The following is a 26,201-nucleotide window of genomic DNA, read 5'->3' on the forward strand; positions in this document are numbered from 1 at the left end:
TAGTAAGGTTATGAAAAAAACAAATAAATATTTATTCGCCATCCTGAGCACTGTTACCTTAGGTATCTCTTTTAGTTCCTGCACCAAGTTGGATGAGACAGTGTATAGTAAGATCAAGGATGATAATTTTTATAAGAATAAACGGGAGGTTATGCAAGCTGCGCTCCGCCCTTTTACACATATGCAGGCCTGGCTTGCACCTACAGGTGGAAATGGCTTTTATTATCATTCCGAATTAAGTGCCGATCAGGTGGCCTGGCCGCAAAAGGGACGCCATGGATATGACGGTGGAGACCATATCCGGCAGCACTATCATACCTGGACAAGCAATGAAAGCCGAATGCGTGGGGCCTGGGAGTTGATGTGGGGCGGCGTTGGCTATGTCAATAATGCTATTCAGGATATTGAGAAATTGGATATCGCTAAAATTGCGGATCTGACAGAGGATGAACGCACGCAAATACTTGTGCAATTAAAAGTAATGCGGGCATTTCACTACATTAAGATAATGGATCTTTGGGGCAACGTTCCTATTGTGACAAAGGTAGCCGATCCTATTAACCCCGAAACCAAACCGAGAACAGAGGTTTTTGCATTTGTGCAGAAGGAGCTGGAAGAAAATGTGGATAAGTTGCCTAAAACCTCGGCCAGTAATATCGGTCAGGTATCTATGGCTGCGGGTTATGCCATGCTGGCTGAACTCTATCTCAATGCCGAAAAATGGTCGGGTAAGGCAATGAATGATGAATGTATCGCTGCTTGTGATAAGATTATTTCCGGACAGGCTGGCGGCATTGGAGGGGCTCCCAAATTGAGCCCTGATTTGAATGCATTGTTCAGTAATACCAATTCGGCGAATCCGGAATCCTTATTTCAATTTCAATATAGCAGACAGGCGGGGTTTACATTCGATTGGTCGGGATTCTATATGAGTTATGACTATATGAAGGAAGTGCTCAAAGTTGGTTACGGTGGATGGAATGCATTTGTTGTTATCCCTACCGCATTTAATGCCTATGCTGAAAATGACTTGCGGAAGAAAGAATGGTTTTTGTTTGGACCACAATATAAATACGGCACCACTACACCTGTATTGGGAACGGAAGAGTATTCAGGTAAACCGCTGGTGTTTGTCAATTCGATCCGCAGAGAAAGCGAAGGTGATAAAACTTCAGAAGGTGGTATGACAAAAGGAGAAGAGAATTCTGGAGCTCGATTTAATAAATATAAATCAGGTACCTTGGACGATGCCAACTACTGGGAGAATGATTATATTATTTATCGTTTAACGGAGATCTATTTCGATAAAGCTGAAGCACTTATGCGTAAGAATGGTGGAAAAGCCAGTAGTGAGGCTGTGGAGTTGGTCAATGAATCCAGAAAAAGAGCATTTAGTAAGGCTGACTGGCCTATGGCGCAGTATACTGTCGCTACATTGACGCTGGATGAATTACTGGCGGAACGGGGACGTGAATTTATTTTTGAAGGAAAGCGCCGGACAGATCTAATCCGATTCGGAAAATATATATCCGGATCTTGGTGGGATCATAAAGCTACGAACGATAAGAATAAAGAACTATATGCGGTACCGATGGATCAATTGGCAATCAATCCCAATTTAAAACAAAACCCTGGTTATTAATGTTCAGGAATAGTAGATGCCGTATAGGTATCTACTATTCTTTTACCTAAAACACATGAAAAGATATTTTACGTTGTTTCTTTTGAACTTTATTGGTGTAACCTTATTTGCACAGAAAAATAATTTTCAGAACTATGCTATCCAAACTTTAGATAGCATCTATAGCAAGTTTGGAAATACCAAGAATCAGCTCTTGGCTGAAAAATATCCCTTTGATGAAAACTTTAAAGCTGATTATCTGGATAATAATCAACAGGCAGCGCAGCAAAAGAAATATGCTTATCTATGGCCTTTCTCGGGTAGTTTCTCGGCTGTAAATGCCTTGATGGAATTACCAAAAACAAAAAAGGCATTTCAGTTCATACTTGACAAAAAAGTCCTGGTTGGGCTACAGGAATATAGGGATGAAAGTCGGTCGCCGGTTGGTTATGCTTCTTATTTAAATACAGCTCCTCCCTCGGATCGTTTTTATGACGATAATATCTGGTTGGGTATCGATTTTACCGATAGCTATATCCATACAAAAAAAATAAACTACCTGTCTTCGGCCAAAGAGATCTGGAATTTTGTAAAGAGTGGGGAGGATGATAAACTCGGCGGTGGCATTTATTGGTGTGAACAGAAAAAGGAATCTAAAAATACCTGTTCGAATGCACCAGCAAGTGTATTTGCACTTAAGTTATTTATGGCAACCAATGATAGGTCCTATCTGCAAGAAGGGGAACGTCTTTATGAATGGACAAAAAGAAATCTTCAGGATCCCGAAGATAAGTTATACTGGGACAATATGCAGCTCAATGGAAAGATTGGAAAAGCTAAGTTTTCGTACAACGCCGGACAAATGTTGCAGGCAGCAGCCCTGCTTTATAAGTTAACGAAAAATAAACGGTACCTTGAGGATGCACAACAGCTGGCTGAGGCCTGTCTAGGCTATTTTTTCGAAACGGATGCGAAATTGAATTTCCCAAAATTGAAAAATAGCAATTTGTGGTTTCATGCCGTAATGATGCGTGGTTACATCGAGCTCGCTGCGGTGAATGGCGACCAAAGGTATCTCACCGTTTTTGCGAAAAATCTTGAATTTGCCTGGCAGCATATGCGCGATCAAGCAGGGCTTTTCAGTCCAGACTGGACCCTGAAGGATCAGCATAAATCGAAATGGCTGCTCGATCAGTGTGCTTTTGTCGAAATGTACGCACGGTTGGCAAAAGCTGGGTATTAAAATCGATGTAAAACGGTATAAGGTTAAGACGCTGAAAATAATTTTTCAGCGTCTTTTTTTTGTTCTGTAACATATTGGTTAGAGAGATTAAATAATGTTTACTTAACATAATAGATGCTGTAAAATTTCTATTTGAACACCACCGTGGATATCATAAAAAAGGAGAAACCGACGATTACTTTTGTGCATTTCGACCAACCTGATGGCGTAGGCCATAATATCGGGCATAATACACCGGAATACTATGCCGAACTAAAACAGGTCGACAGACGTATTGGTACCTTGCAGCAAGCTGTAAAAGATGCGGGAATAGCAGACGAAACAATTTTTGTTATTGTTGCGGATCATGGTGGTACCGGAAAAGGACACGGTGGTAAATCGCTGGCCGAGGTGGAGATTCCTTGGGTAATGACCGGACCAGGTGTGCCAAAAGGAAAAGAAATCAAGGAAACTTTGATGATTTATGATATCGCGCCTACGTTAACTTGGTTGCTTGGTGCACCGCTTGATGCCGCTTGGCGCGGACAGGCAATCAAAGCATTCCAACAATAGTTGTTTCCCGTCAAACAAAAAGCCCCAAAGAATTTTCTTTGGGGCTTTTTGTTTGACGAATCGTCAATATTATATATCTACGACCACATCCATTTTGAAGTCGTCATCTTTTAGATGGACAATTTCCGTTGCTTTTTCGTAGTTAGTTGATTTCTTGGAGAAGAAGTCATGTTGTGTCGTTTCAGTATTCAAACCATTCAATACGATTGGGTTGACTTGTTTTACTTCGAAGATCGGATCAAAGCCTAAATTCATCAATGCTTTGTTGGCATTGTAACGAACATATTCTTTTACCTCTGCAGTTAAGCCAACTTCAGTATAGATCTCTTCTGTATATTTCAGCTCATTTTCATACAAATTGTAAAGCAAGGCCAAGAAACGAGCTTTTACCTGATCTTGATTTTTTAATTTTTTGAATTGATCTTGGGCTATTAATCCAACGAATACACCGTGAATGGATTCGTCTGCGATAATTTTCTTAATGATATCGGCAGAAGCAACCATTTCACCTTGTCCACATAACCATAATGGCAAGAAGAATCCAGAATAAAATAAGAATGACTCCAATAATACAGATGCAGCCATCGCCATATAAATCTCCTCGTCCGAAGCATCTTCTTTATCGATTGCGCGGTAGTAACCATCAATCGTTTCTGCTTTGTATTGAAGATATTTATTTTGTTGAACCCATTCGAAAATGTCGTTTATTTCGGCGGTTGTAGAAACTGTCGTGAAAATAGTGGAATACGATTTTGCGTGGATAGCTTCCATCATACACATATAGGACAATACAGCTTTATTCTGTAATGTATCGATATGATCGATGATTTTAGGCATACCTGTGTGGCTTTGAAGGGTATCCAATAAGGTTAATCCTCCTAAAGCTTTTTTATACGCATCTTTCATTTCTGGGCTGATACGTTTCCAGCTATCGATATCTTTTGAAGGAATGTATTCCGTATCGATCCAGAATTGACGGATATTTTGTTCCCAGAACATCAATACATAATCGTTCTCAGGGGTATTCCAGTTGACAGCTTTATATGTTTTACTCATTTTTAGTTTAAAGTATTAGGCATTTATTATCACGTATTTGGATTGTTGATTTTAGATAAGCCAAAAGCCGCCAATGGCGTAGGCAACTTTTGACTTTCTCCCATTATATATCCAAATACTAAAATCTCAAAATTAAGCTGAACAAGAGACACATTCGTCGATGGTCGATTTTCTTGTCCGTGTATAATAAAGGGATTTCAACCCCAATTTATGTGCATAGATATAATATCTAGACAAATCTCTTGTCGAATCCTTTGAGTTTGTATGCAAAATTGTAGATACACCTTGATCAATATGGCGTTGGATAACCGAGATCAATTTTAAGACCTTGAATTGATCCATATCATAAGCCGATTTGAAATAGAAATAATTATCGTTTGTCAAGTATGGCATTGGATAGTAAGTTGTACTATCTCCATACTCACGTACCTCAATGATATCGACGATTGGCATAACTGATGCGGTTGCATTCATGATATACGAAGTCGATTGATTTGGAGCAATAGCCAAGCGGTAAGCATGATAAATACCATGTTCTTTGATTTTCGCTTTTAATTCCAACCAATCTTCGACTGTTGGAATATGTATTCCTTCAAATAACTCCGTTACCTTAGCTGTTTTAGGCATGTAATCGCGGTTTATGTAATTGTTGAAATACGTACCATCGGCATAGGCTGATTTTTCAAATCCAACAAATGTTTTACCACGTTCTTTGGCAATTTCCATCGATGCTTCCAATGAATAATAGTTCATCATCATAAAGAAAGTATTGGCAAAATCCAGTGCTTCGTTAGATTCATACATGATGAAGCTTTTTGCAAGGTAACCATGGAGGTTCATTGCACCTAGCCCTACAGAATGCAACTCGCGGTTTGCTTTTGCAATAGATGGAACCATATCGATATTGGTCACGTCTGTAACGACAGTCAAAGCGCGCATAGCCGTTTTTACCGTCTCTTTTATACGTTTGTTGTCCATTACAGTCGCGATATTTAAGGAGCCTAAGTTACAGGAGATACCATAACGGATCGTGTCCTGTTTGCCATAGATCTCAATATCGGATACTTGAGATACTTGCATGATTTCAGTACACAAGTTCGAGAATTTCACTTGACCGATTTCATTCAATGCATGGACACGGTTGGTGTTCTCTTTGAAGAAAATATAAGGATATCCTGATTCTTTTTGTGTCTGAGCAATTTTAACTAAAAGGTGACGAGCATTGATTTTTTTCTTTTTCACGTTTGGATTCGTGATCAATTCGTCGTACATTTTGTCCATATCCATCTCATCCAAGAATTGTCCATACTCTTGCATCACCGTATGTGGGTAGATCAAATAGCATGGTTCATCTTTTTCTGCCAATTCCATGAATTTATCGGGAACGATGATACCGATCGACAATGATTTGATACGTACTTTCTCGTCAACGTTGATTTTTTTACAATCTAAAAATTCTTCGATGTCAGAGTGGAAAATATTGAGGTATACTGCACCAGCACCCGGACGTTGTCCCAACTGGTTAGCATATGAGAATGTATCTTCCATAATCTTCATGATTGGAAGTACACCGCCGGCACGGCCTTCAACACCTTTGATAGCTTCTCCGCGAGCACGGATTTTAGAGATATTGAACGATACACCACCGCCGATAGAAGACAACTTCATGGCGGAATCAACAGCGTAACCGATACCATTTAAGTTGTCGCCGATTTCATCCAAGAAACAAGATACCAATTCACCCGAGCGTTTCTTTCCTGCATTCAAGAATGTAGGGGTCGCTGGCTGATATTCTTGATTGATCATGATTTCTGCGTACTCAATTGCTTTCTGAACACCTTCTTCTCTTGCTAAGAACAAGGAAACAGCAACTACACGGTCTTCATAACGCTCTAAAAATTTCTCGCCAGAGTCATCACGTAAAGCGTAGCTCTGGAAGAATTTGAATGCCGCCATAAAAGATTCGAAACGGAATTTCTTCGCATAGACATAGTTGAATACCGTTTCCATTTCTTCAAATGTAAACCATTGGTAAAAGTCAATATAATAGTTGTTTTCTACCAAATAGTCTATTTTTTCTTTTAATGTATAAAAGAACACGGTGTTCTTATTTACATATTCCAAGAAATATGCACGAACCGCTTCCTTATCTTTATGTAAGCTGAATTCGTCATCATGCTTAATCATGATTTCATTATTAAGCAATATCCAGTTTTTTGCTACTTCGTTTGCTACCATCGCAAAAGTTCTTTAAGATGTCAATAAATTGATTAATATCTTCCATTGTTCCGGACAGTTCAAATTTGAACGCCAGTGGAATGTCGAAATCCTGTGAAATGCGATCAGCTGCTAGACCAAAATTCGGTCCCCAGTTGCGGTTGCCACTGGAAGTAACAGAATAAATATTTTTAGCTTCGCGTTTCATGAATTCTTTTGTGTTTTCGGGCACTTGTCCAAAATTTGTGGTGAAAGTGACCAAATGACCAGGGGCTTTTACCGTTAAATCGGCGGTGATCTTATGGATTTGCCAACCCGTTATCTGCGCTACTTTATCCATAAAACGTTGTACGTTCCCCGTTCTGGAATCATAATAAATGTGTATCATGTCACTGTTTAATTTTAATGATACGCTGAATTTATTAAAGTGCAATGGCAGCCAATTCCTCTGGTTTAAAGCCAATGATACGGTGTTGAATCTCTTCATTTTCCAACACAATTACCGTAGGAACTGTGCGGATTTTGAATCTTGCGGCCAAGTCTGGTTCATCAAAAGGATTAACCGTTTCATATTGGATACCTTTTTGATCCAAATAAGCCGATACTTGCGCACAAGGAGCACAATCGTTTTTCTCAAATTTGATAATTCTTGCCATGTTTACTTGTTTATTTTTTTATTCCAATCTTTATAGAAAAACTCGGTACGAAGTTAATGGTATCAATTTTAATCGGGGAGACCAGATTGAAGGTTAATCTAGCCATTAAAAATAGACAATTCGTCAAAAAGAAAAGTCTGTGTTTCGATACTTAAAAACTTCGTTGAGTTGCCAATTCTTTCATTAGCTTAACAAATATCTTATATTTTCTTTCGATGCGGTAGTTTGACTTTTCCACATTTTGGGCAAAAGTTTGTCAGAGAATGCGTTTGCTGCAGATTAGTGTTTGTAAGTTGTTGTTTTTCTGTGTTTTATAAATGTGGATAACTTTAAATTCGTAATTTTTACCACTATTTTACAAATGATTTAAGTTTAATTTTACTGTCATAAAAAAGCTATAAAACTTGCTTTTTTATGAAATTTTTATTATCTTATTTTGCCCTAATTTGAAAAATAAATTTATGAAGAAACTATTCTATGGTCTCTTGCTTCTAACGTCGCTACAGACGCAAGCGCAGGAAAACATTACCTTTCAAAAACCCTCTACTGAAATTTTGGCCTTAGCCGATTATGTGCGCCCCCCTCAGATAAAAATTTCTAGCGATAGAAATTGGATGTTATTTACGTTCCGGTCTACGTATAAAAGCCTGGCAGACTTAGGCCAGGAAGAAATGAAACTGGCGGGATTGCGGATTAATCCAAAGACCAACATGGAAAGTTCGACAATCTTTTTCGATAAGATTGCCTTGAAAAAAATAGGACAAAATATGGAATTTTCCGACTTCACGGGAATGCCCGAAAAAGCGGCGATGGCCAATTTTGTGTTCTCTCCAGACAATAACCGTTTGGCATTTAGCAATACAAATGAAAGCGGAACTGCCTTATTTGTCATTGATCTTGCAACGCGAAATGTCAAACAGTTGACTGCTTACAATTTGAACGGAACATTGACAGCACCATTTCAGTGGCTGAGAAATTCTTCCGGTTTAATAATAACAAGTCTGCCAAAGGATAGGGCGGCACTGTTGGATCCTTCAAAAGATTTGCCGACAGGACCTATTGTCTCAACAAGTGATGGGAAGGTATCCCAATTGAGGACATACCAAGACCTGCTTAAAAATCCGCAGGATGAAGTGAATTTTGAAACATTGGTACAATCCAACCTTGAACTTGTAGATCTGGACGGCAAGATTTCTTCCTTTAAAGATAAAGCCATTTATACAGGGATCAGCTTCTCACCGGATGGAGAATATGTGATGGTCACGACCATTACAAAACCTTATTCCTACGTAGTTCCGGTTTCGTCTTTTCCACAGCAGGTTCGAATTTATGATCGGTCGGGCAAGGAAATAGCGCTGGTGAATGAGACCCCCTTGACAGAGGTAATGCCGAAAGGTTTTTCGTCGACACGATCGGGAAAACGGGCCTGGCATTGGCGGAGTGATCAGCCAGCTACGTTGGCTTATGTAGAAGCCTTGGATGGCGGGGATGCGAACAAACCTGCGGAGTTTCGTGATGCCTTATATACTTTATCTTACCCTTACAATGGTGCGGGAAAGCTTATTTTTAAAATCAAAGACCGTTATGCTGGTGTAACATGGGGGAATGATAAATATGCATTGATCAATTCGCAATGGTATGATACGAGAAATGCAAAAACTTTTGTGGTGAATCCTTCCTCGGGAGAATCTAAACTATTGCATGACCGGAACAGTCAGGACGTCTATAATGATCCGGGAGATGTGTATATGGAAAAAAATAGTTTAGGCACTTATTCGATGTATATAGATAAGGATAAAGCGTTGTTTGTAGGTAAGGGTTTTACTAAAAATGGCGAGTTTCCTTTTGTGGATGAGCTTGATCTGCATTCATTGAAGAAAAAACGCATCTACACTGCTCCAGCATCTGAAATGCAAGAACGTATCGCCCAACTCGTGAACCCTAAAACTGGTGATCTGTTGATTTCGCTTCAGTCAGCATCGTTTTATCCGAATTATTTCATGAAAAATATGAAATCGGGGAAACAGGTGACGCTCACCACGTTGGAAAACCCGTTTAAATCGTTGGAAAAAGTTCATAAAGAGATTTTAAAATACAAGCGCAAGGATGGAGTCGAACTTTCTGGAACATTATATTTACCTGCCGGTTATGATTTTACGAAGAAAGAGAAGTTGCCTCTGCTAATGTGGGCTTATCCACGGGAATATAAGGACAAGAATACAGCCGGACAAAGCACGGCCAATCCGAAGGAGTTTACCTTCCCAAGTTATGGCTCTTTTATCTACTGGGTATCGAAGGGCTATGCTGTATTGGATAATGCGGCCTTCCCTATTGTTGGAGAGGGAACAAAAGAACCGAATGATACCTTTATTGAGCAACTTGTGGCAAATGCCGAAGCTGCAATTGATGCGGTAGATCATTTGGGTTATATCGATCGGAAAAAAGTTGCTGTGGGTGGGCATTCCTATGGTGCGTTTATGACAGCACATCTGTTGTCCAATTCAAAATTGTTTGCCGCAGGAATTGCGCGTTCTGGAGCATACAATCGGACCTTAACACCATTTGGTTTTCAGAGTGAACAACGAAACTTCTGGGATGATCCAACCTTGTATATGACCATGTCTCCATTTGTGAGTGCTGATCGGATGAAAACCCCACTTTTGTTGGTTCACGGCGGAGCCGATAATAATCCCGGAACATTCACCCTGCAGACGGAACGCTATTTCCAGGCCCTGAAAAATTTGGGAGCTCCCGTGCGTATGGTCATTTTACCACGCGAAGCTCATGGATATGTCGCCAAAGAAAATATCTTCCATTTACTTTGGGAGCAGGATCAATTTTTGGAAAAATACCTTAAAAAATAACCGGTCGATTAACCAGAAGCAATAGTGTTAAGGTGTACAAGGATTCAATGTAAAAGAAGGTGTCTAAAAAGTAAAAACAAACCCTCTGAGAATTGAATATTTGAAAAGTACCTGTATAGGGATTCGGTAAAAATTCAATATAAAAGGGGCTATCCACCTTTGGACTGCCCCTTTTATATTGAATGAAGTATTTGTTTTATTGATTTGTGTTTTTTTTACTAAAGTATCAATAGAATCAATCGTTTGGTTTATCGCGAAATGCAACGAGTTCATTGGTCTGAATAAACCTTGCGCTTCCATTTATACAATGGTAGACTTGCGTAATCATAAATAAGTTTTTTTGCTATTTACTCACTTTAACCGTAAATGGAACGACATACTGTCCCCACTCCAAAGAAATAGTTCCTTGCGGAGTAGCGTTGATCTTAAATTGTTCCTGTGAGGTACTTGCAGTAGCGTTGCTTACGGAAACGCGGAGCGCATCTTCGTTGGCATCATATTTTGTTCCCCACTGATTCCACACTTTATTAAACATAATTGTTGTTTCGTGTTCCCCAGGGATGCTGTAAAGGCCATATTTACCAGCAGCTAATTTCTTGCCTTCAACCAATACATCTTTATTAAATTCGATGGTGGTCGCTTCATTTGCTCCAGTACGCCATACAATACCGATAGGGGCGATATCAACACCAAGCTGACGACCTTTCAATGAAGGGCGGCTATAATTAATGTCAATCGTGACACCATCGGTGGTGGTTACCTTAGTGTTGTCTGGAGGACTTGGGCGTTTACTTTTGTCGGTCTGAGCAAAAGTAAGTTGACCTATTAAGGTCAGAATCGTTAAAATTAGTACTCTCATTTTTCGTATAGTATTGATTAAACAATTAAACTTAGATAAATTACTTTTTATATGCAATATGCCTTTGGTCAAATAAAAATAATTTATCGCTCTCTCCTAAGCTATTGAATATCTTTTAATAACGGAAATATACGATTTTTTAGGTTATGGAATTGTTCGTTTTTTTGAAGGCTTTGAGTGGGATATTTTGGTTATATTAACGAGAAAAGCCAGTGATTCATATCCTGGCTTTTCTCGTTTATACCTATTATTTATACAAGATATTCAAATAGTGTCTGGTCTTTATTGATTTCAATGACATCAAACTTATATTCTTTCATGCGTTCAATCAGTGTTTCGTAATCCTCAGGCTTGTTGAGCTCAATGCCGACTAGCGCTGGACCTCTTTCGCGTTCTGTTTTTTTGATAAACTCAAAACGGGTAATATCATCCTTAGGCCCCAATACTTCGGAAACGAAGAGTTTTAAGGCGCCTGGACGTTGTGGGAAACGAACGATAAAATAATGCTTGTACCCTTCGTAAAGTAGAGACAATTCTTTGATTTCACTCATGCGGTCGATATCGTTGTTTCCACCGGATATGATGCAGACGACTTTCTTACCTTTAATTTCATCTTTGTGAAATTCAAGAGCGGCCACGGATAGAGCGCCTGCAGGCTCAACGACAATTGCATCCTTATTGTACAGCTCTAGGATACAGGTACAGATCTTTCCTTCGGGAATAGAGCGTGTATCATCCAACAATTGTTTGGCAATTTCAAATGTCGTTGCACCGATTTTTTTAACAGCTGCCCCATCAACAAATTTGTTGATATGCTCGAGCTCGATCGGTGCGCCGTGAGTCAAGGCCGCTTGCATGGAGGGGGCTCCTTCGGGTTCAACACCATAGCATTTGATTGCGTTGTTTTTACTTTTTAGGTAATAGCTCGCTCCCGCGGCAAGTCCACCGCCACCAATTGGGATAAATATGGCGTCCATATCGGGAAGATCTTGTAAAGCTTCAACGGCTACAGTACCCTGTCCTTCCACAACTTTGAGATCATCAAATGGCGGAATGAAAGTCATGCCATGCTCTGCTGTATAAGCCAGCGCTGCTTTTTGGCAGTCATCAAAAGTGTCTCCGGTCAAGATAATTTCTACATTGCCGTTACCCCACATTTCCGTTTGTGAAATCTTTTGGCGTGGTGTCGGCCCCGGCATAAATATCACGCCTTTGATGTCGAGTTTATTGCAGGAGAAAGCAACGCCCTGAGCGTGGTTGCCTGCGCTGGCACATACAACGCCACGTTGTCGCTCTTCCGCTGTTAAGGAAATAATTTTATTGTAGGCACCGCGTAATTTATAGGAACGTACGACTTGTAAATCTTCCCGTTTGAGATAGACTTCAGCGCCATATTTTTCGGATAGATGCCGATTATATTGAAGCGGTGTTCTGTTGACCACAGACTTGATGCGGTCAAGTGTAGCTTCTGAATTGATGTTTAAGGTTGATAGATTCATTGTTAGATGATTGCCTAGTTAAGGTAGCAAATAAAACGCAGATATTCGCTGTTATATGAGAGATTCTACCTATACAGTATTTAAATTTAGTTGATTTTAAATGGAAGATCGTTTGTACGTATGATAAAATAATAATTAGCAACGTATCATTTGGATCCTTTTAAAAAAATGTATTTATGATAAAAAAAGGCTGCATCTGCAGCCTTCCTTTTTTTATATTTTTTCTTGGATGAGGCTTTTTAGGTCATCATCACAAATATTTTTCTTTTCGTCGGCCAAAACCAAGAAACGTTGATAGCAATCAGCTAAATCATCTTTTTCAAGATGGAAGCCTAAACGCTCCAAATGGTGCTTAAGGGCATGTCTTCCTGAACGTGCAGTTAAGATAATATCAGCTTCAACCAAACCAACATCTTCTGGTCTGATGATCTCATAGTTCTCACGGTGTTTTAGGAAACCATCTTGGTGAATCCCCGAGCTGTGTGCGAAGGCGTTGCGACCAACGATCGCTTTATTCGGTTGTACAGGCATGTTCATCATTTCACTTACCTTGCGCGATAAGTACGTAAACATGCGGCTATCGATGTTTGATGTCAAGCTTCCAAACGACTGGTTGTGCACTTTAAGGATCATGGCTACTTCTTCAAGTGACGTGTTTCCGGCACGCTCACCGATACCGTTGATGGTACATTCCACCTGACGGGCTCCATTTTGAATCGCAGCGATAGAATTTGCTGTTGCAAGTCCCAAGTCATTGTGACAATGTGCCGAAATAATGGCCTGATCGATATTGCGTACATTCTCCTTGAGGTAATTGATTTTTGAGCCATATTGGTCTGGCAGACAATAACCGTTTGTATCGGGGATATTGACTACCGTAGCACCGGCAGCAATCACCGATTCAACCATTTTAGCTAGAAATGCCAAGTCTGCGCGACCCGCATCTTCTGCATAAAACTCGACATCTTCCACATAGGATTTGGCATGTTTTACAGCCGCGACGGCACGTTCTAAAATTTCTTCTCTTGTGCTGTTGAATTTATATTTGATATGCATGTCCGAAGAACCAATACCCGTATGGATACGTGGGCGTTTGGCATATTTTAATGCCTCGGCAGCTACGTCAATATCGTTTTGATTGGCACGGGTCAATGCACATATAATGACATCGTTTACCGCTTTAGATAATTCGACGACCGATTGAAAATCACCAGGGCTAGACACTGGGAAACCGGCTTCGATAATATCCACCCCTAGTTTTTCCAGGTCTTTAGCAATCTCAATTTTCTCTGGAGTAGTTAATTGGCAGCCTGGTACCTGTTCGCCATCACGTAAAGTGGTGTCGAAAATGTAAAGATGATTAGGATCGTGTAACATAATTTCTTAATTCAAAAGATTTACAAATTAAAAAGGGTATACTATTTAATAAACTCCAATACTTTTTCACCCATTTCCTGAGTACCTAAGATTTTTGAAGCTTCTGTGCTGCTGTTGGCAATATCACCGGTTCTCCAACCAGCTTTTAATGTTTCTGCAACAGCATTGGTAACCGCTTTAGCTTCCTCCTGTAGACCAAAGCTAATATCAAGTATCAAGGCAGCAGATAAAATTGAAGCCAATGGATTTGCTTTATTTTGACCAGCGATATCGTGTGCAGAGCCGTGGATAGGTTCGAAGAAGCCTGTGCCATCACCTACGGAAGCAGAAGCCAACATACCCATCGAGCCTGCGATCTGTGACGCTTCGTCTGTCAGGATATCACCAAAAAGATTGGCTGTCAATACCACATCGAATTTCTTTGGATTTTTCACCAATTGCATGGCCGCATTATCGATAAACATGTGCTCGGTTTCAACATCCGGATATTCTTTTGCGATTTCCTGGACAACTTCTCTCCACAGGCGGGATGTTTCCAATACATTGGCTTTATCAACAGAGCATAGTCTTTTGTTACGCGTGCGTGCTGCATCATAAGCTTTACGTGCGATACGCTCAACCTCGTAACGGTGATAATTCATCAAGTCTGAAGCAAAGGTATTATCCTCATTGCGATTTTTCTCACCAAAATAGACATCACCTGTCAGTTCACGGAAGAAAAGAATATCTGTACCTTGAAGAATTTCGGGCTTTAAACTCGAAGCATCCAATAACTCATCGAATAAAAGGATTGGACGAAGATTTGCGTAAAGACCTAGTTCTTTACGGATTTTCAACAAGCCTTGTTCAGGTCTTACCTTAGCAGAAGGATCATTATCATACTTAATATGGCCAATGGCGCCGAAAAGGATCGCATCAGAAGCTTTTGCTTTAGATAATGTCTCATCAGGAAGCGGGTTGCCTGTCGCTTCAATTGCAGTATGGCCCATGATAGCTTCATCAAAGCTGAACTCATGACCATAATTTTCACCTATTTTTTCTAAAACTTTTTTACCCCAAGTTGTTACTTCTTGGCCGATGCCATCTCCAGGTATGATTAAAATATTTTTCTTCATTGTATTTTTAATATTGAGCTATCAGAGATAGGTCTAATGAAACTTTGGAAAATAGGCCTAAAACCTATTGAGTTATCTTTATTTTTGACTTTTGATTTCCAGTGTTTTCCGATATCTTGATTCTCTTTTTATTTTTTTGTTCTTATTTTCGAATTAATTGAAGTTTTCCACAATTTTTATGTTGATAAAGTTTCTTTTTTGTGGATAACTTCGGATATAGCCTTTACTTCTCCCTTTTCCAACACGATTTTATTGTCAATGCACGTTGGTAGCTGGGTTTGGAAGTGACCTACATAAATGAGCGTCTGGCCACTTTTACTGAGGTCATCGATGACGTCGTTGAAATACTGGGTCTGCTCTTTATCTAAGCCCTGACAAGGTTCGTCCAAAATCAGCAATTCTGGATGTTTCACGATCGTGCGGGCCAATAGGACCAAACGTTGTTGACCTAAAGGCAATGATCCCAATGTTTTGTGTTTAACCTCTTTGAGGTCAAAAAAATGGAGAATTTGCTCGAGCTTTTGCTGTTGTTCAAATCCTAAGCGTTGGTATAGGCTCATGGAGTCAAAAAATCCAGAAGCAATCGTCTGCCCAACGTTGGCATTCATATCATAGTACCAATGTAATTCCGGAGATATAATACCCAAATGTTCTTTGATATCCCAAATACTTTCTCCAGATCCTCTTTTTTTGCCAAAAAGATGGATGTCATTGGCGTAAGCCTGTGGATGATCGCCGTTGATGAGACTAAGCAAAGTTGATTTTCCTGAACCATTATGCCCTTGTAGCAACCATTTTTCACCGGCTTTTACTTCCCAGTCAATATTCTTTAAGACTTGTTTTTCGCCGTATGAAATATTGATTTTGTTCATTTTTACCATGACCTGGGCAGATACCTGAGGTGCCTGTTGTAGAAAATAAGGCAGCGCCTTTCTTATTCGGGGCAAGCCTTTGGATAGCTCTTCACTCCGTTGGCGAATCCTGATTTTACCTTCCTGAATTTCCGCAAAACGATTGATACAATCCGGTTGTTCGTCATCATTACTGATCAACAACAAGGTGACCCCTTTATCCGCAAGCTGATCGAAAATCTGATTGAGATCTTTTCTGGACTGTGCATCCAGTCCTGTATAAGGCTGGTCGATAATGAGCACCTGAGGTTGAAGCCACAAGGCCTTGATCAATTGCAGTCTTTTGTGTTCGCCACTCGAAAGTTCAATCAACTGCTGATCTTTGAAATTCTCGAATCCAAAAATGTTCAGGTAAGAACGTACGTTTTCAAAAGAAAGCTGTTCTTCTTTTGCAAAATGTTTCAACTCGGCAAAAACCGTTAATGTATCGTTTTTTGCAAATTTATTGTAGCGCTGTTGGTAATAGAAATTGCGATCGCCTTCAAGATTGGTAAACTGAAACCAATTGGAAACGTAATGAATTTTTGCCGGCAATAGGCTCGTTGGGTCAAGATGGAATGTAATCTGGCCTTCATACTTCAATTGCCCGGCAATCGCTTTTGCCAGCGTGGTTTTTCCTGTACCGCTCGGACCGCCTAAGATCCATTGCTCGCCAGGAAAAATTTGCCAATTTAAGTCTTGCAGTACGGTATCTTTACCGTACTGAATGGTTAAATTGGCAATATGGACGACAGGATCTACCATTGTCTGTTTGCTTCAAATGCTTCGATTGAATCTTTTTGGTTAAGGATAAAATCAATGTCATCATAGCCATTGATCAAACATGATTTTTTGTATGGATTGATTTCAAACTCAAATTGATCACCTGTCTCTGTCAACATGACTGTCTGTTTTTCAAGATCAACAATAATCGCCGTTGACGGATTTTGGTGCACCAATTCGAAAATTTTCGCCAAAAACTCTTCAGGTACCTGAATCGGTAATACACCGTTGTTAAGGGCATTTCCTTTGAATATATCGGCAAAGAATGAGCTGATGACCACATCAAAACCATAGTCTTGAATAGCCCAAGCGGCATGCTCGCGGCTTGAACCACAACCAAAGTTTTTACCGGCAACCAATATTTTTCCCGTATAGGTCGGGTTGTTCAACACAAAATCAGTTTTAGGCTGATTGTCTGTGTCAAAACGCCAGTCGCGGAATAAATTATCACCAAAACCTTCACGCGTGGTCGCTTTTAGAAAGCGTGCGGGAATAATTTGATCAGTATCAATATTTTCGATAGGTAGTGGGACTACCTGTGACGTTAAAGTTTCAAATTTTTTCATTTTTTTCTGCTTAGATCAACTCTCTTACATCTGTTACTTTACCTGTTACTGCCGCAGCTGCTGCTGTCAAAGGAGATACCAGCATGGTGCGGGCATTCGGTCCCTGACGGCCTTCGAAATTTCTATTTGAAGTCGAAACACAATATTTACCAGCAGGGATTTTATCTTCGTTCATCCCTAAACATGCCGAACATCCTGGTTCACGTAGCTGGAATCCTGCCGCTTCAAATATTTTATCCAAGCCTTCTTCTTTCGCTTGTTTTTCTACTTGTTTTGAGCCCGGTACAATCCATACTTCAACGTCTTGTGCTTTTTGCTTGCCTTTAACGAATGAAGCTACTTCACGTAAATCTTCAATACGGGAATTGGTACAACTTCCGATAAACACATAATCAACACGGTTGCCTAAGACTGTTGAATCATCTTTAAAACCCATGTAATCCAATGCTTTTTGGTACGATGGCCGTTCTGATTCTGGTTGTGCGTTAGTTGCTGGAATATGTTCCGCGATACCCATACCCATGCCTGGGTTGGTGCCATAAGTAATCATTGGTGCAATATCTGCAGCATCAAAAGTCAACACTTTATCAAAGATGGAATCTTCGTCAGAATATAATGTTTTCCAGTATGCTAGGGCTTGATCCCATTCCTCACCTTTCGGTGCGAATTCACGGCCTTCTACGTAGTCGAAAGTGATCTGATCTGGAGCAATTAAGCCTCCACGTGCACCCATTTCTATACTCATATTACAAATGGTCATACGTGCTTCCATGCTTAAAGAACGGATTGCTGAACCAGCATATTCAATAAAGTAACCTGTACCGCCCGCAGCAGAGATTTTAGAGATGATATATAGGATGATATCTTTTGCTCCAACACCTTTTTGAAGGGTACCGTTGACTTCAATTTTCATTGTTTTTGGCTTCGACTGCAACAAACATTGTGTTGCGAAGACCTGTTCAACCTGAGAGGTTCCAATACCAAAAGCAATAGCTCCAAAAGCACCATGTGTTGAGGTATGACTATCGCCACAGACCATCGTTTTACCTGGTAGGGTGATACCCAGCTCCGGACCAATAACGTGTACAATCCCTTGGTATGGATGTCCTAAACCATATAATTCAATACCAAATTCAGCACAATTTTTGGTGAGCATATCAACTTGATAACGGGATAGCTCTTCTTTGATCGGTAAATGTTGATTGAGTGTCGGTACGTTGTGGTCGGCAGTAGCTACCGTTTGCTTTGGACGAAAAACTGGGATTCCTCTTTTACGCAAGCCATCGAAAGCTTGAGGTGAAGTAACTTCATGAATCAAGTGGGTGTCGATATATATAATATCCGGAAACCCTTCTTCACGCTTGACGACGTGCGCATCCCAAATCTTTTCTACTAATGTTTTTGACATTTTTTAATCTCTCTTATGTTATTTTTATATGAACCAAGGTGATATTGCAAATGTCTCAATATCACCTTGATTTCGATATACTAAATTACGAAATATTCATGATTTTTGGAGCATGTATAATTTCGTATGGACTTTTAAACAGTTTTGATTGCTTTCATTGCAGTCATCGCTTTGCGCAATTTGCGACCGACGATTTCTACAGGGTGATCGCGTAGAATTTCATTGATGACAACTAATTGTGCGTTATCAACTGCAGCATCTCTACCTTCATTGAAGTTTTTACCTACGAGATCAGTATCAACAGTTTTCATGAAGTCGGCCAACAAAGGTTTACAAGCTTGGTCGAATAGGTAACAACCGTATTCTGCTGTATCAGAGATAACACGGTTCATTTCGAACAATTTCTTGCGAGCGATTGTGTTAGCGATCAATGGTGTTTCGTGCAATGATTCATAATATGCTGATTCTGGTTTGATACCTGCTTCAACCATTGTTTCAAATGCCAATTCAACACCTGCACGGATGAAAGCAACCATCAGTGTATAGTTGTCGAAGTATTCTTGTTCGTTGATTTTAACATCACCAGCAGGTGTTTTTTCGAACGCAGTTTCACCTGTTTCAGCTCTCCATTTCAATAAATTCGCATCACCATTTGCCCAGTCTTCCATCATGGTCTTGCTAAAGTGACCTGACATGATATCATCTTGGTGTTTTTGGAATAAAGGACGCATAATATCCTTCAATTCTTCAGAGATCTCAAAGGCTTTTACTTTTGCTGGATTGCTCAAACGGTCCATCATTCCGCTCACACCACCATGTTTCAAGGCTTCCGTGATTACTTCTACACCGTACTGTACCAATTTTGATGCGTAACCAGCTTCGATACCTTTCTCGATCATTTTGTCGAAAGATAAGATCGAACCTGTTTGCAACAATCCACAAAGAATCGTTTGCTCACCCATTAAATCTGATTTTACCTCGGCTACGAATGAAGATTTCAATACACCGGCTTTATGTCCACCTGTTCCTACGCAGTATGCTTTTGCTTCAGCCCAGCCTTTTCCTTGCGGATCATTCTCTGGGTGAACAGCGATTAAGGTAGGAACACCAAAACCACGAAGGTACTCTGCACGAACCTCAGAACCTGGACATTTTGGAGCAACCATGATGACAGTAATATCTTTACGGATTTGCATACCTTCTTCAACGATGTTGAAACCGTGTGAATACGATAATGTAGCGCCTTCTTTCATCAACGGCATGACAGCGTTGATTACTGACGTATGTTGTTTATCTGGAGTCAAGTTGATAACTAAATCAGCAGATGGGATCAATTCCTCGTAAGTGCCTACGTTAAAGTTGTTGTCCGTAGCGTTTTTCCAAGAATCTCTTTTTTGTTCAATAGCTTCTTTACGCAAAGCATAAGAAACGTCCAGTCCGCTATCTCTTAGGTTTAAACCTTGGTTCAAGCCTTGCGCACCACATCCTACGATTACGATTTTTTTACCTTTTAAAGCATTTACACCATCTGTGAATTCAGTGTTGTCCATGAATTCAGCGTGACTTAATTGTTCTAACTGCTCTCTAAGCGGTAAGGTGTTGAAATAATTTGCCATTGTTTTACTTTCTTTCTGTTATGGGTTGTTGATTATTTATTTTAATTATTGTACTAATCTGCGTTGCGCCATGGCGTAACCGAAATGAACGTTATCGTGACCTGATGTCAGGGCAATAACTTCTTCGATGGTATCCATTGGATAGCCATAGGTTGCTGTTGAGAAGGAGGTGATTTCTCCGAAAACACCGTGTTCATAGTCAGCAGCAATTTGCTCAATACTGCGGATTGCAATTTCTTTCAATTCATCAACCTCTGCTTGTTCAACAAAGCGGGTTGGCTTGGTGTCTTTTTTATAGTCTTCATTATATTTTACCCAGGTCGTGTCGGCTTTAATACCTGTACGGACATAGACTAAGGTCTGTGTACTGACGACAATGTGGGCAAAATTCCAGATGATATTGTTGTTAAATCCCGTGGGAATTTTGTTAAGCTGTTCAATGGAAAGACCGTCAAGTAATTCAATGAATTTTTGACGTGACTTTAAGATAAATTTAAATGTCTCTTGCATAATACTTTTAAAGCTTACATTGTAAATACATCATCTCTTTTGTCGAGATACTCGTTCTCTACAATTTCTATCGATGGTTCCTTGGCTTCAAACTGAACCAATTTGGAGTGGAAACCTGCGCTATCTTTAATGATGGCGATACGTGCGCCACGGACAAATTCGATCAAACCATATTTGGTCAATTCTTCTGTCAACTTATCGATCTCCTCACGGTGACCTGCAGTTTCAAAGACGATATAGTCGTTGCGGATCACAACAACATTGGCACCATATTGACGCAATAAACGTTCTACGTATACCTTTTCATTCACAACATCCGCAGGCACTTTATAGAGCGCCTGTTCTTGCCAGATCACTTCATCATTGGTATTGTAATAGGCCTTGAGGATATCAATCTGTTTTTCCAGTTGACGACAAAGCTTACGCAGAACATCTTCAGCCTCCGTGATGACGATGGTAAAACGATGTATCCCTTCTACTTCAGAAGGGGAAGTATTCAAGCTTTCAATATTGATTTTTCTTCTTGAAAAAATGGTTGAGATTCGACCGATAAGACCGATTGAATTCTCTGTATATAGGGTGATGGTATATTCTTGTTTTTCCATGTCAAATTCTACTTTAAACGTATCTCAGATACCGATGTTCCTTGTGCAACCATTGGAAATACATTGTTTTCCTTACCTACCATCACTTCCAATAGATATGCTCCGTCGTGATCAATCATGGTTTTCAGTGCATTACGTAAGTCTTTACGTTCCGAAATCTTCTGACCGTCGATGTAATAGCCTTTCGCAACAGCAACAAAGTCAGGACTCGTGATATTCACGAACGAATAACGTTTGTCATGAAACAATTGCTGCCACTGGCGTACCATGCCCAAGAACTCATTGTTGAGGATCATGATTTTGACTTTTGCACCAAATTGCATAATTGTTCCCAGCTCCTGGATCGTCATTTGTATACCACCATCACCGATGATTGCTACGACAGTTTTCTCTGGCGCGCCATACCAGGCACCGATTGCTGCCGGAAGACCAAAGCCCATCGTTCCTAAACCCCCGGAGGTTACATTCGATTTGCTGTTGTTGAACTTAGCATAGCGACAAGTGACCATTTGATGTTGACCGACGTCCGTTGTAATGATCGCATCACCGCCTGTCAATTCATTCAACACATGGATGACCTCACCCATGGTCATAATATCGGTTTGTGGGTGAAGTTCGTTTTGGATGACTTCCTTGATTTCTTCTTTTTCAAGTTCACGGAATTGTTCCAACCAAGCGGAGTGATCTGCGGCATTTACCAATTTCGTCAGCATGGGAAGTGATTCCTTACAATCGCCCCATACAGGTACGGTTGTTTGTACGTTTTTGTCAATCTCTGCGGGATCTATATCCAAATGGATTACTTTTGCCTGTTTGGCATATTTGTCCAAACGACCTGTCACACGGTCATCGAAACGCATGCCGATGGCTATTAAAACATCACATTCATTGGTCATGACATTTGGCGCATAGTTGCCATGCATACCCAGCATCCCGACGTGAAGTTTATGATCCGTTGGAAGTGCACTTAAGCCCATGACAGTCGATGCCGAAGGAATGCCGGTTTTCTCAATAAAAGCTTTGAATTCTTCCTCTGCTTTTCCAAGAATGATGCCTTGTCCAAAAAGAACAAATGGTTTTTTTGCATCGTTGATTAACGCTGCAGCTTGCTCAACATATTCTTTACGAACTTGTGGTGCAGGTCTGTAACTGCGTACATGGCTGCATTTTTCGTAACCGAAGTAATCGAACAATTGTAGCTGTGCATTTTTGGTAATATCGATCAATACCGGTCCTGGACGACCTGTGCTGGCAATATAAAATGCTTTTGCGAGTGCGGCTGGAATTTCAGTTGCGTCGGTGACTTGGTAGTTCCATTTGGTGACAGGTGCCGTGATATTGATGACATCTGTTTCCTGAAAAGCATCCGTTCCCAAAAGTGAAGCAAAGACCTGGCCTGTGACACAGACGATAGGGTTACTATCGATCATGGCATCAGCCAGTCCAGTAACTAGGTTTGTTGCTCCAGGGCCACTTGTCGCAAAGACGACGCCTGTACGACCTGAAGTTCTTGCATAACCTTGCGCCGCGTGGATTCCACCTTGTTCATGGCGCACTAAAATATGCTTCAGACGATCCGTATAATCATAAAGGGCATCATAGATCGGCATAATTGCGCCTCCAGGATAACCAAATACGGTATCAACTCCTTCGCTCAATAAGGCCTCCAATACAGCTTTCGATCCCGAAATTTGTGTCGGAGTTTGCTGCGCTGTAGTGGCCTTATTTTCTGTTATTTCCAGTGTACTCATTACGTTGATTTTTTTATTGTTGATTATTCAGTCTTTTAGTATTTAGATATTAGATCTGAGACATTAAGCGTCGATTGTTTAGGTCTGTATTTGCTTAATGTCTCTGTTTTTTATTTTCTACTGATCCGTTACACAGCCTTCTGATGCATCGGCAACAGTTTTAGCGTATTTGTATAAAACTCCTTTGCTAACTTTTAACGCTGGTTGTACCCAAGCGGCACGGCGTTGCGCAATCTCTTCATCGGAAAGCAGCACATTGATGCTGTTATTTACCGCATCGATCTCGATAATGTCATCATCATTTACAAGACCGATCAATCCGCCTTTGTAAGATTCTGGTGTGATATGTCCGACGACAAAACCATGTGTACCACCCGAGAAACGGCCATCGGTGATTAAAGCAACAGATTTACCAAGGCCAGCACCAATAATCAAGGAGGTTGGTTTAAGCATTTCAGGCATGCCTGGCGCTCCAACAGGACCTTCATTTTTGATCACCACTACATCTCCTGGTTTGATTCTACCAGATGCGATGCCCGCTACTAAATCATGCTCTCCATCGAATACGCGTGCAGGACCAGTGAATTTTTCACCTTCTTTGCCGGAGATCTTAGCAACAGAACCTTTCTCTGCTAAGTTCCCGTAAAGAATTTGTAAGTGTCCTGTAGCTTTGATTGGATCGCTCAAGGGTTTGATAATCGGTTGATCATATTCCATGATTGATTTAACATCCGCCAAGTTCTCAGCGACCGTTTTTCCTGTTACCGTGATACAGTCACCATGCAATAAACCTTCATTTAAAAGATATTTCATGACAGCAGGTGTTCCGCCAAATTGCTGAAGATCTTGCATCAAGTATTTACCCGACGGTTTAAAGTCAGCTAATACAGGGGTTTCATCACTCATGCGTTGGAAGTCGTCTTGCGTGATGTCTACGCCTACGGCTTTGCCTATTGCAATAAAGTGAAGTACAGCATTGGTACTCCCACCCAAGATAACAATGGTACGTAGCGCGTTCTCAAATGCTTTACGTGTCATGATATCAGAGGGTTTAATATCTTTCTCAAGCAGCGTGCGGATATGTCGACCTGCTTCTAAACATTCATTTTTCTTTTCTTCCGAGATCGCCGGATTGGAAGATGAGTAGGGTAAACTCATTCCCAAGGCTTCAATTGCCGAAGCCATGGTATTTGCGGTATACATTCCGCCACAAGCACCAGCACCAGGGCAGGTATGTTTGATAATGCCTTCATAGTCTTCATCGGAAAGATTTCCGCAGATGCGTTGTCCCAATGCTTCAAATGCAGACACAATGTTTAATTCTTCACCTTTATAGTGTCCTGGAGCGATGGTACCGCCATATACCATTAGAGAAGGACGGTCCAAACGGGCCATGGCCATAATAGCACCAGGCATGTTTTTGTCACAGCCAGGAATAGAGATCAAGCCATCATAATATTGTCCGCCACAGATCGTTTCGATACTATCAGCGATCACATCACGGCTTACCAACGAATAACGCATTCCATCGGTACCATTGCTCATACCGTCACTGACGCCAATAGTTCCAAAGGTCAAACCCACTAACTCATTGTTCCAAACGCCCTTCTTGACGATTTGTGCCAAATCATTTAAGTGCATATTACACGTATTACCATCATATCCCATGCTGGCAATACCGACCTGTGCTTTGTCCATGTCGGCATCTGTAAGACCGATACCATAAAGCATTGCTTTTGCAGCAGGTTGCGTTTCGTCTTGTGTAAATGTACGGCTGTATTTGTTCATTGTGTTTTCGCCGTTAGATGATGACTTCATAATTTTCGTTCTCTAATACTAAATTTTTATATCTTCTTTGGATTGATGCACCTATGCTGTGTTCCCAGGCTTCTTTGTAGATGACATCATCGACTTGTTTGATTCCGATAATTTCTGCCGCAGTTCCACATAAGAAAGCGCTGTCAGCAGTGTAAATATCCTCTACCGTCAATTGCTTTTCAATGACTTCGAAGTTTAATTTTTTACAAATGTTTTTTACCGTCTGGCGTGTAATGCCCGGAAAGATATTCTTCGCTGGCGGCGTATAGATTTTGAAATCCTTTTCGATGAAAATATTTTCACTGGATGCTTGGGCAACGTAGCCTTCGTGGTCGAGCATTAAAGCTTCGTCGTAGCCTTTCCTGATGGCTTCTGTTGTCGCAAGAATGGAGTTAACATACTGCCCAGAGATCTTCGAGTCAATTTTAAAGGATTTTGGATTGGGTCTTTTGATATCAGAGATACATACCTTTAATAGGTTTTGACCAAGATATGGACCCCATTCCCATGCTGCCATCATGAGGGTTGCTTCGGTTGATGAGGTGAGATGCATATTTGAACCAGTCAATACCAAAGGACGTATATAAGCTTCTCTTAGGTTGTTGTTGGCCAAGAGCTCATAACAGATGTCGATCAGCTCTCGGTTGCTCCAGCGATAGGGGATATTAACGGCTTCACATGATCTCTTTAAGCGATCGAAATGCTTGTCGGCTTTAAAGATACGTGGTCCATTGTGGGTGTTATACGCACGTAAACCATCGAACACCGCATACCCATAATGCAATGACTGTGCAAAGGGATCCAATGCAGCCTCGGAAGCTTTTACAAAAGCTCCATCTAAATAGATCAATGTGTTTTTATCGTAATATTTCATAACCCAAAATTTACCTGATGATAGTAGTTCCCTTTGTTGTAATATTGGTGGTAAATCATGCTATCTCGAGCTTCTATAAAAACTTTCGATTTTCATTTCCTCAAGGTAGCAGGAATTACAATAATTGGCAATAGGTAAAGTGCTAATTTTGTATTTAGAATAAAATTTCATTAAGTGTGTTTTTATGAAATTTTATTTTTTAATAATGCCTTTTATTCGGTTTTATATTTTGTTAGTCGCATACCATATTTAAAATTGGTCTACACGGTTGAAAAATTATTTTTTGTTACAATGGTTGATTTTCTTCCTAAAATGAAGAAA

General features: G+C 40.4%; 21 protein-coding genes. 4 read left to right on the forward strand and 17 right to left on the reverse strand.

Going from position 1 to position 26,201, the window contains the following annotated elements:
* The first annotated feature begins 10 nt into the window (after positions 1–10).
* From B4Z90_RS18285 to B4Z90_RS18295, 3 genes are all read left to right on the forward strand, one after another.
* Positions 11–1,642: a RagB/SusD family nutrient uptake outer membrane protein gene (locus tag B4Z90_RS18285; protein WP_088163117.1), complete on the forward strand. Its 1,632-nt coding sequence runs from the start codon at positions 11–13 to the stop codon at positions 1,640–1,642.
* Between the two features lie 55 nt (positions 1,643–1,697).
* Entirely contained in the window at positions 1,698–2,864 is a 1,167-nt protein-coding gene (locus tag B4Z90_RS18290; protein ID WP_115046519.1) for a glycoside hydrolase family 76 protein, read from the forward strand.
* A gap of 144 nt (positions 2,865–3,008) precedes the next feature.
* On the forward strand, positions 3,009–3,416 hold the full coding sequence (locus tag B4Z90_RS18295) for an alkaline phosphatase (RefSeq protein WP_286802916.1): 408 nt from the start codon (positions 3,009–3,011) through the stop codon (positions 3,414–3,416).
* Between the two features lie 69 nt (positions 3,417–3,485).
* On the opposite strand, the gene nrdF is transcribed toward B4Z90_RS18295, so the two are convergent.
* The 4 genes from nrdF to B4Z90_RS18315 form a co-directional block, all read right to left on the reverse strand.
* Positions 3,486–4,472: a class 1b ribonucleoside-diphosphate reductase subunit beta gene (gene nrdF, locus B4Z90_RS18300; RefSeq protein ID WP_070570180.1), complete on the reverse strand. Its 987-nt coding sequence runs from the start codon at positions 4,470–4,472 to the stop codon at positions 3,486–3,488.
* Between the two features lie 132 nt (positions 4,473–4,604).
* Positions 4,605–6,710 carry a class 1b ribonucleoside-diphosphate reductase subunit alpha gene (gene nrdE / locus B4Z90_RS18305; RefSeq protein WP_070570178.1) on the reverse strand — a complete coding sequence of 702 codons (2,106 nt, stop codon included), beginning with the start codon at positions 6,708–6,710 and terminating at the stop codon, positions 4,605–4,607.
* Positions 6,670–7,077, reverse strand: a complete 408-nt coding sequence (gene nrdI, locus B4Z90_RS18310) for a class Ib ribonucleoside-diphosphate reductase assembly flavoprotein NrdI (RefSeq protein WP_083296125.1) — start codon at positions 7,075–7,077, stop codon at positions 6,670–6,672. The genes nrdE and nrdI overlap by 41 nt, the downstream gene beginning before the upstream one ends.
* Positions 7,078–7,111: 34 nt before the next feature.
* Positions 7,112–7,345 (reverse strand): thioredoxin family protein, encoded by a 234-nt coding sequence (locus tag B4Z90_RS18315; protein WP_046673718.1) that lies wholly within the window; start codon positions 7,343–7,345, stop codon positions 7,112–7,114.
* Between the two features lie 461 nt (positions 7,346–7,806).
* Between B4Z90_RS18315 and B4Z90_RS18320 the strand changes: the two genes are divergently transcribed.
* Positions 7,807–10,209, forward strand: a complete 2,403-nt coding sequence (locus B4Z90_RS18320; RefSeq protein ID WP_286802918.1) for a S9 family peptidase — start codon at positions 7,807–7,809, stop codon at positions 10,207–10,209.
* A gap of 343 nt (positions 10,210–10,552) precedes the next feature.
* Here B4Z90_RS18320 and B4Z90_RS18325 read toward each other — a convergent pair whose 3' ends face one another.
* The 13 genes from B4Z90_RS18325 to B4Z90_RS18385 form a co-directional block, all read right to left on the reverse strand.
* Positions 10,553–11,068 (reverse strand): DUF2911 domain-containing protein, encoded by a 516-nt coding sequence (locus B4Z90_RS18325; RefSeq protein ID WP_070570172.1) that lies wholly within the window; start codon positions 11,066–11,068, stop codon positions 10,553–10,555.
* A gap of 251 nt (positions 11,069–11,319) precedes the next feature.
* Entirely contained in the window at positions 11,320–12,567 is a 1,248-nt protein-coding gene (gene ilvA / locus B4Z90_RS18330) for a threonine ammonia-lyase IlvA (RefSeq protein WP_070570170.1), read from the reverse strand.
* Between the two features lie 213 nt (positions 12,568–12,780).
* Positions 12,781–13,944 (reverse strand): 2-isopropylmalate synthase, encoded by a 1,164-nt coding sequence (locus B4Z90_RS18335; protein ID WP_083296124.1) that lies wholly within the window; start codon positions 13,942–13,944, stop codon positions 12,781–12,783.
* Between the two features lie 41 nt (positions 13,945–13,985).
* The gene (leuB, locus tag B4Z90_RS18340; protein ID WP_286802920.1) at positions 13,986–15,059 is read right to left on the reverse strand and encodes a 3-isopropylmalate dehydrogenase; all 1,074 of its coding nucleotides are present in this window, start codon (positions 15,057–15,059) and stop codon (positions 13,986–13,988) included.
* A gap of 176 nt (positions 15,060–15,235) precedes the next feature.
* Positions 15,236–16,714 carry an ATP-binding cassette domain-containing protein gene (locus B4Z90_RS18345; protein WP_070570166.1) on the reverse strand — a complete coding sequence of 493 codons (1,479 nt, stop codon included), beginning with the start codon at positions 16,712–16,714 and terminating at the stop codon, positions 15,236–15,238.
* On the reverse strand, positions 16,708–17,298 hold the full coding sequence (leuD, locus tag B4Z90_RS18350) for a 3-isopropylmalate dehydratase small subunit (protein ID WP_070570164.1): 591 nt from the start codon (positions 17,296–17,298) through the stop codon (positions 16,708–16,710). Before leuD ends, B4Z90_RS18345 begins: the two co-directional genes overlap by 7 nt.
* Before the next feature lie 10 nt (positions 17,299–17,308).
* The gene (leuC, locus tag B4Z90_RS18355; protein ID WP_070570162.1) at positions 17,309–18,706 is read right to left on the reverse strand and encodes a 3-isopropylmalate dehydratase large subunit; all 1,398 of its coding nucleotides are present in this window, start codon (positions 18,704–18,706) and stop codon (positions 17,309–17,311) included.
* 134 nt (positions 18,707–18,840) lie between these two features.
* Positions 18,841–20,322: a ketol-acid reductoisomerase gene (gene ilvC / locus B4Z90_RS18360; protein ID WP_075994367.1), complete on the reverse strand. Its 1,482-nt coding sequence runs from the start codon at positions 20,320–20,322 to the stop codon at positions 18,841–18,843.
* A gap of 45 nt (positions 20,323–20,367) precedes the next feature.
* Complete coding sequence (locus B4Z90_RS18365; RefSeq protein WP_236560296.1) at positions 20,368–20,832, reverse strand: DinB family protein; 465 nt, start codon at positions 20,830–20,832, stop codon at positions 20,368–20,370.
* A 14-nt stretch (positions 20,833–20,846) separates the two neighbouring features.
* Complete coding sequence (gene ilvN / locus B4Z90_RS18370; RefSeq protein ID WP_070570155.1) at positions 20,847–21,437, reverse strand: acetolactate synthase small subunit; 591 nt, start codon at positions 21,435–21,437, stop codon at positions 20,847–20,849.
* An 8-nt stretch (positions 21,438–21,445) separates the two neighbouring features.
* Entirely contained in the window at positions 21,446–23,188 is a 1,743-nt protein-coding gene (gene ilvB / locus B4Z90_RS18375; RefSeq protein ID WP_286802922.1) for a biosynthetic-type acetolactate synthase large subunit, read from the reverse strand.
* 117 nt (positions 23,189–23,305) lie between these two features.
* Complete coding sequence (ilvD, locus tag B4Z90_RS18380) at positions 23,306–25,006, reverse strand: dihydroxy-acid dehydratase (RefSeq protein ID WP_070570151.1); 1,701 nt, start codon at positions 25,004–25,006, stop codon at positions 23,306–23,308.
* Complete coding sequence (locus B4Z90_RS18385) at positions 24,990–25,880, reverse strand: branched-chain amino acid transaminase (RefSeq protein WP_112374967.1); 891 nt, start codon at positions 25,878–25,880, stop codon at positions 24,990–24,992. The genes ilvD and B4Z90_RS18385 overlap by 17 nt, the downstream gene beginning before the upstream one ends.
* Positions 25,881–26,201 lie beyond the last annotated feature (321 nt).

It is taken from the genome of Sphingobacterium sp. UBA5639 (assembly GCF_002421245.1).
GTDB lineage: Bacteria > Bacteroidota > Bacteroidia > Sphingobacteriales > Sphingobacteriaceae > Sphingobacterium > Sphingobacterium multivorum.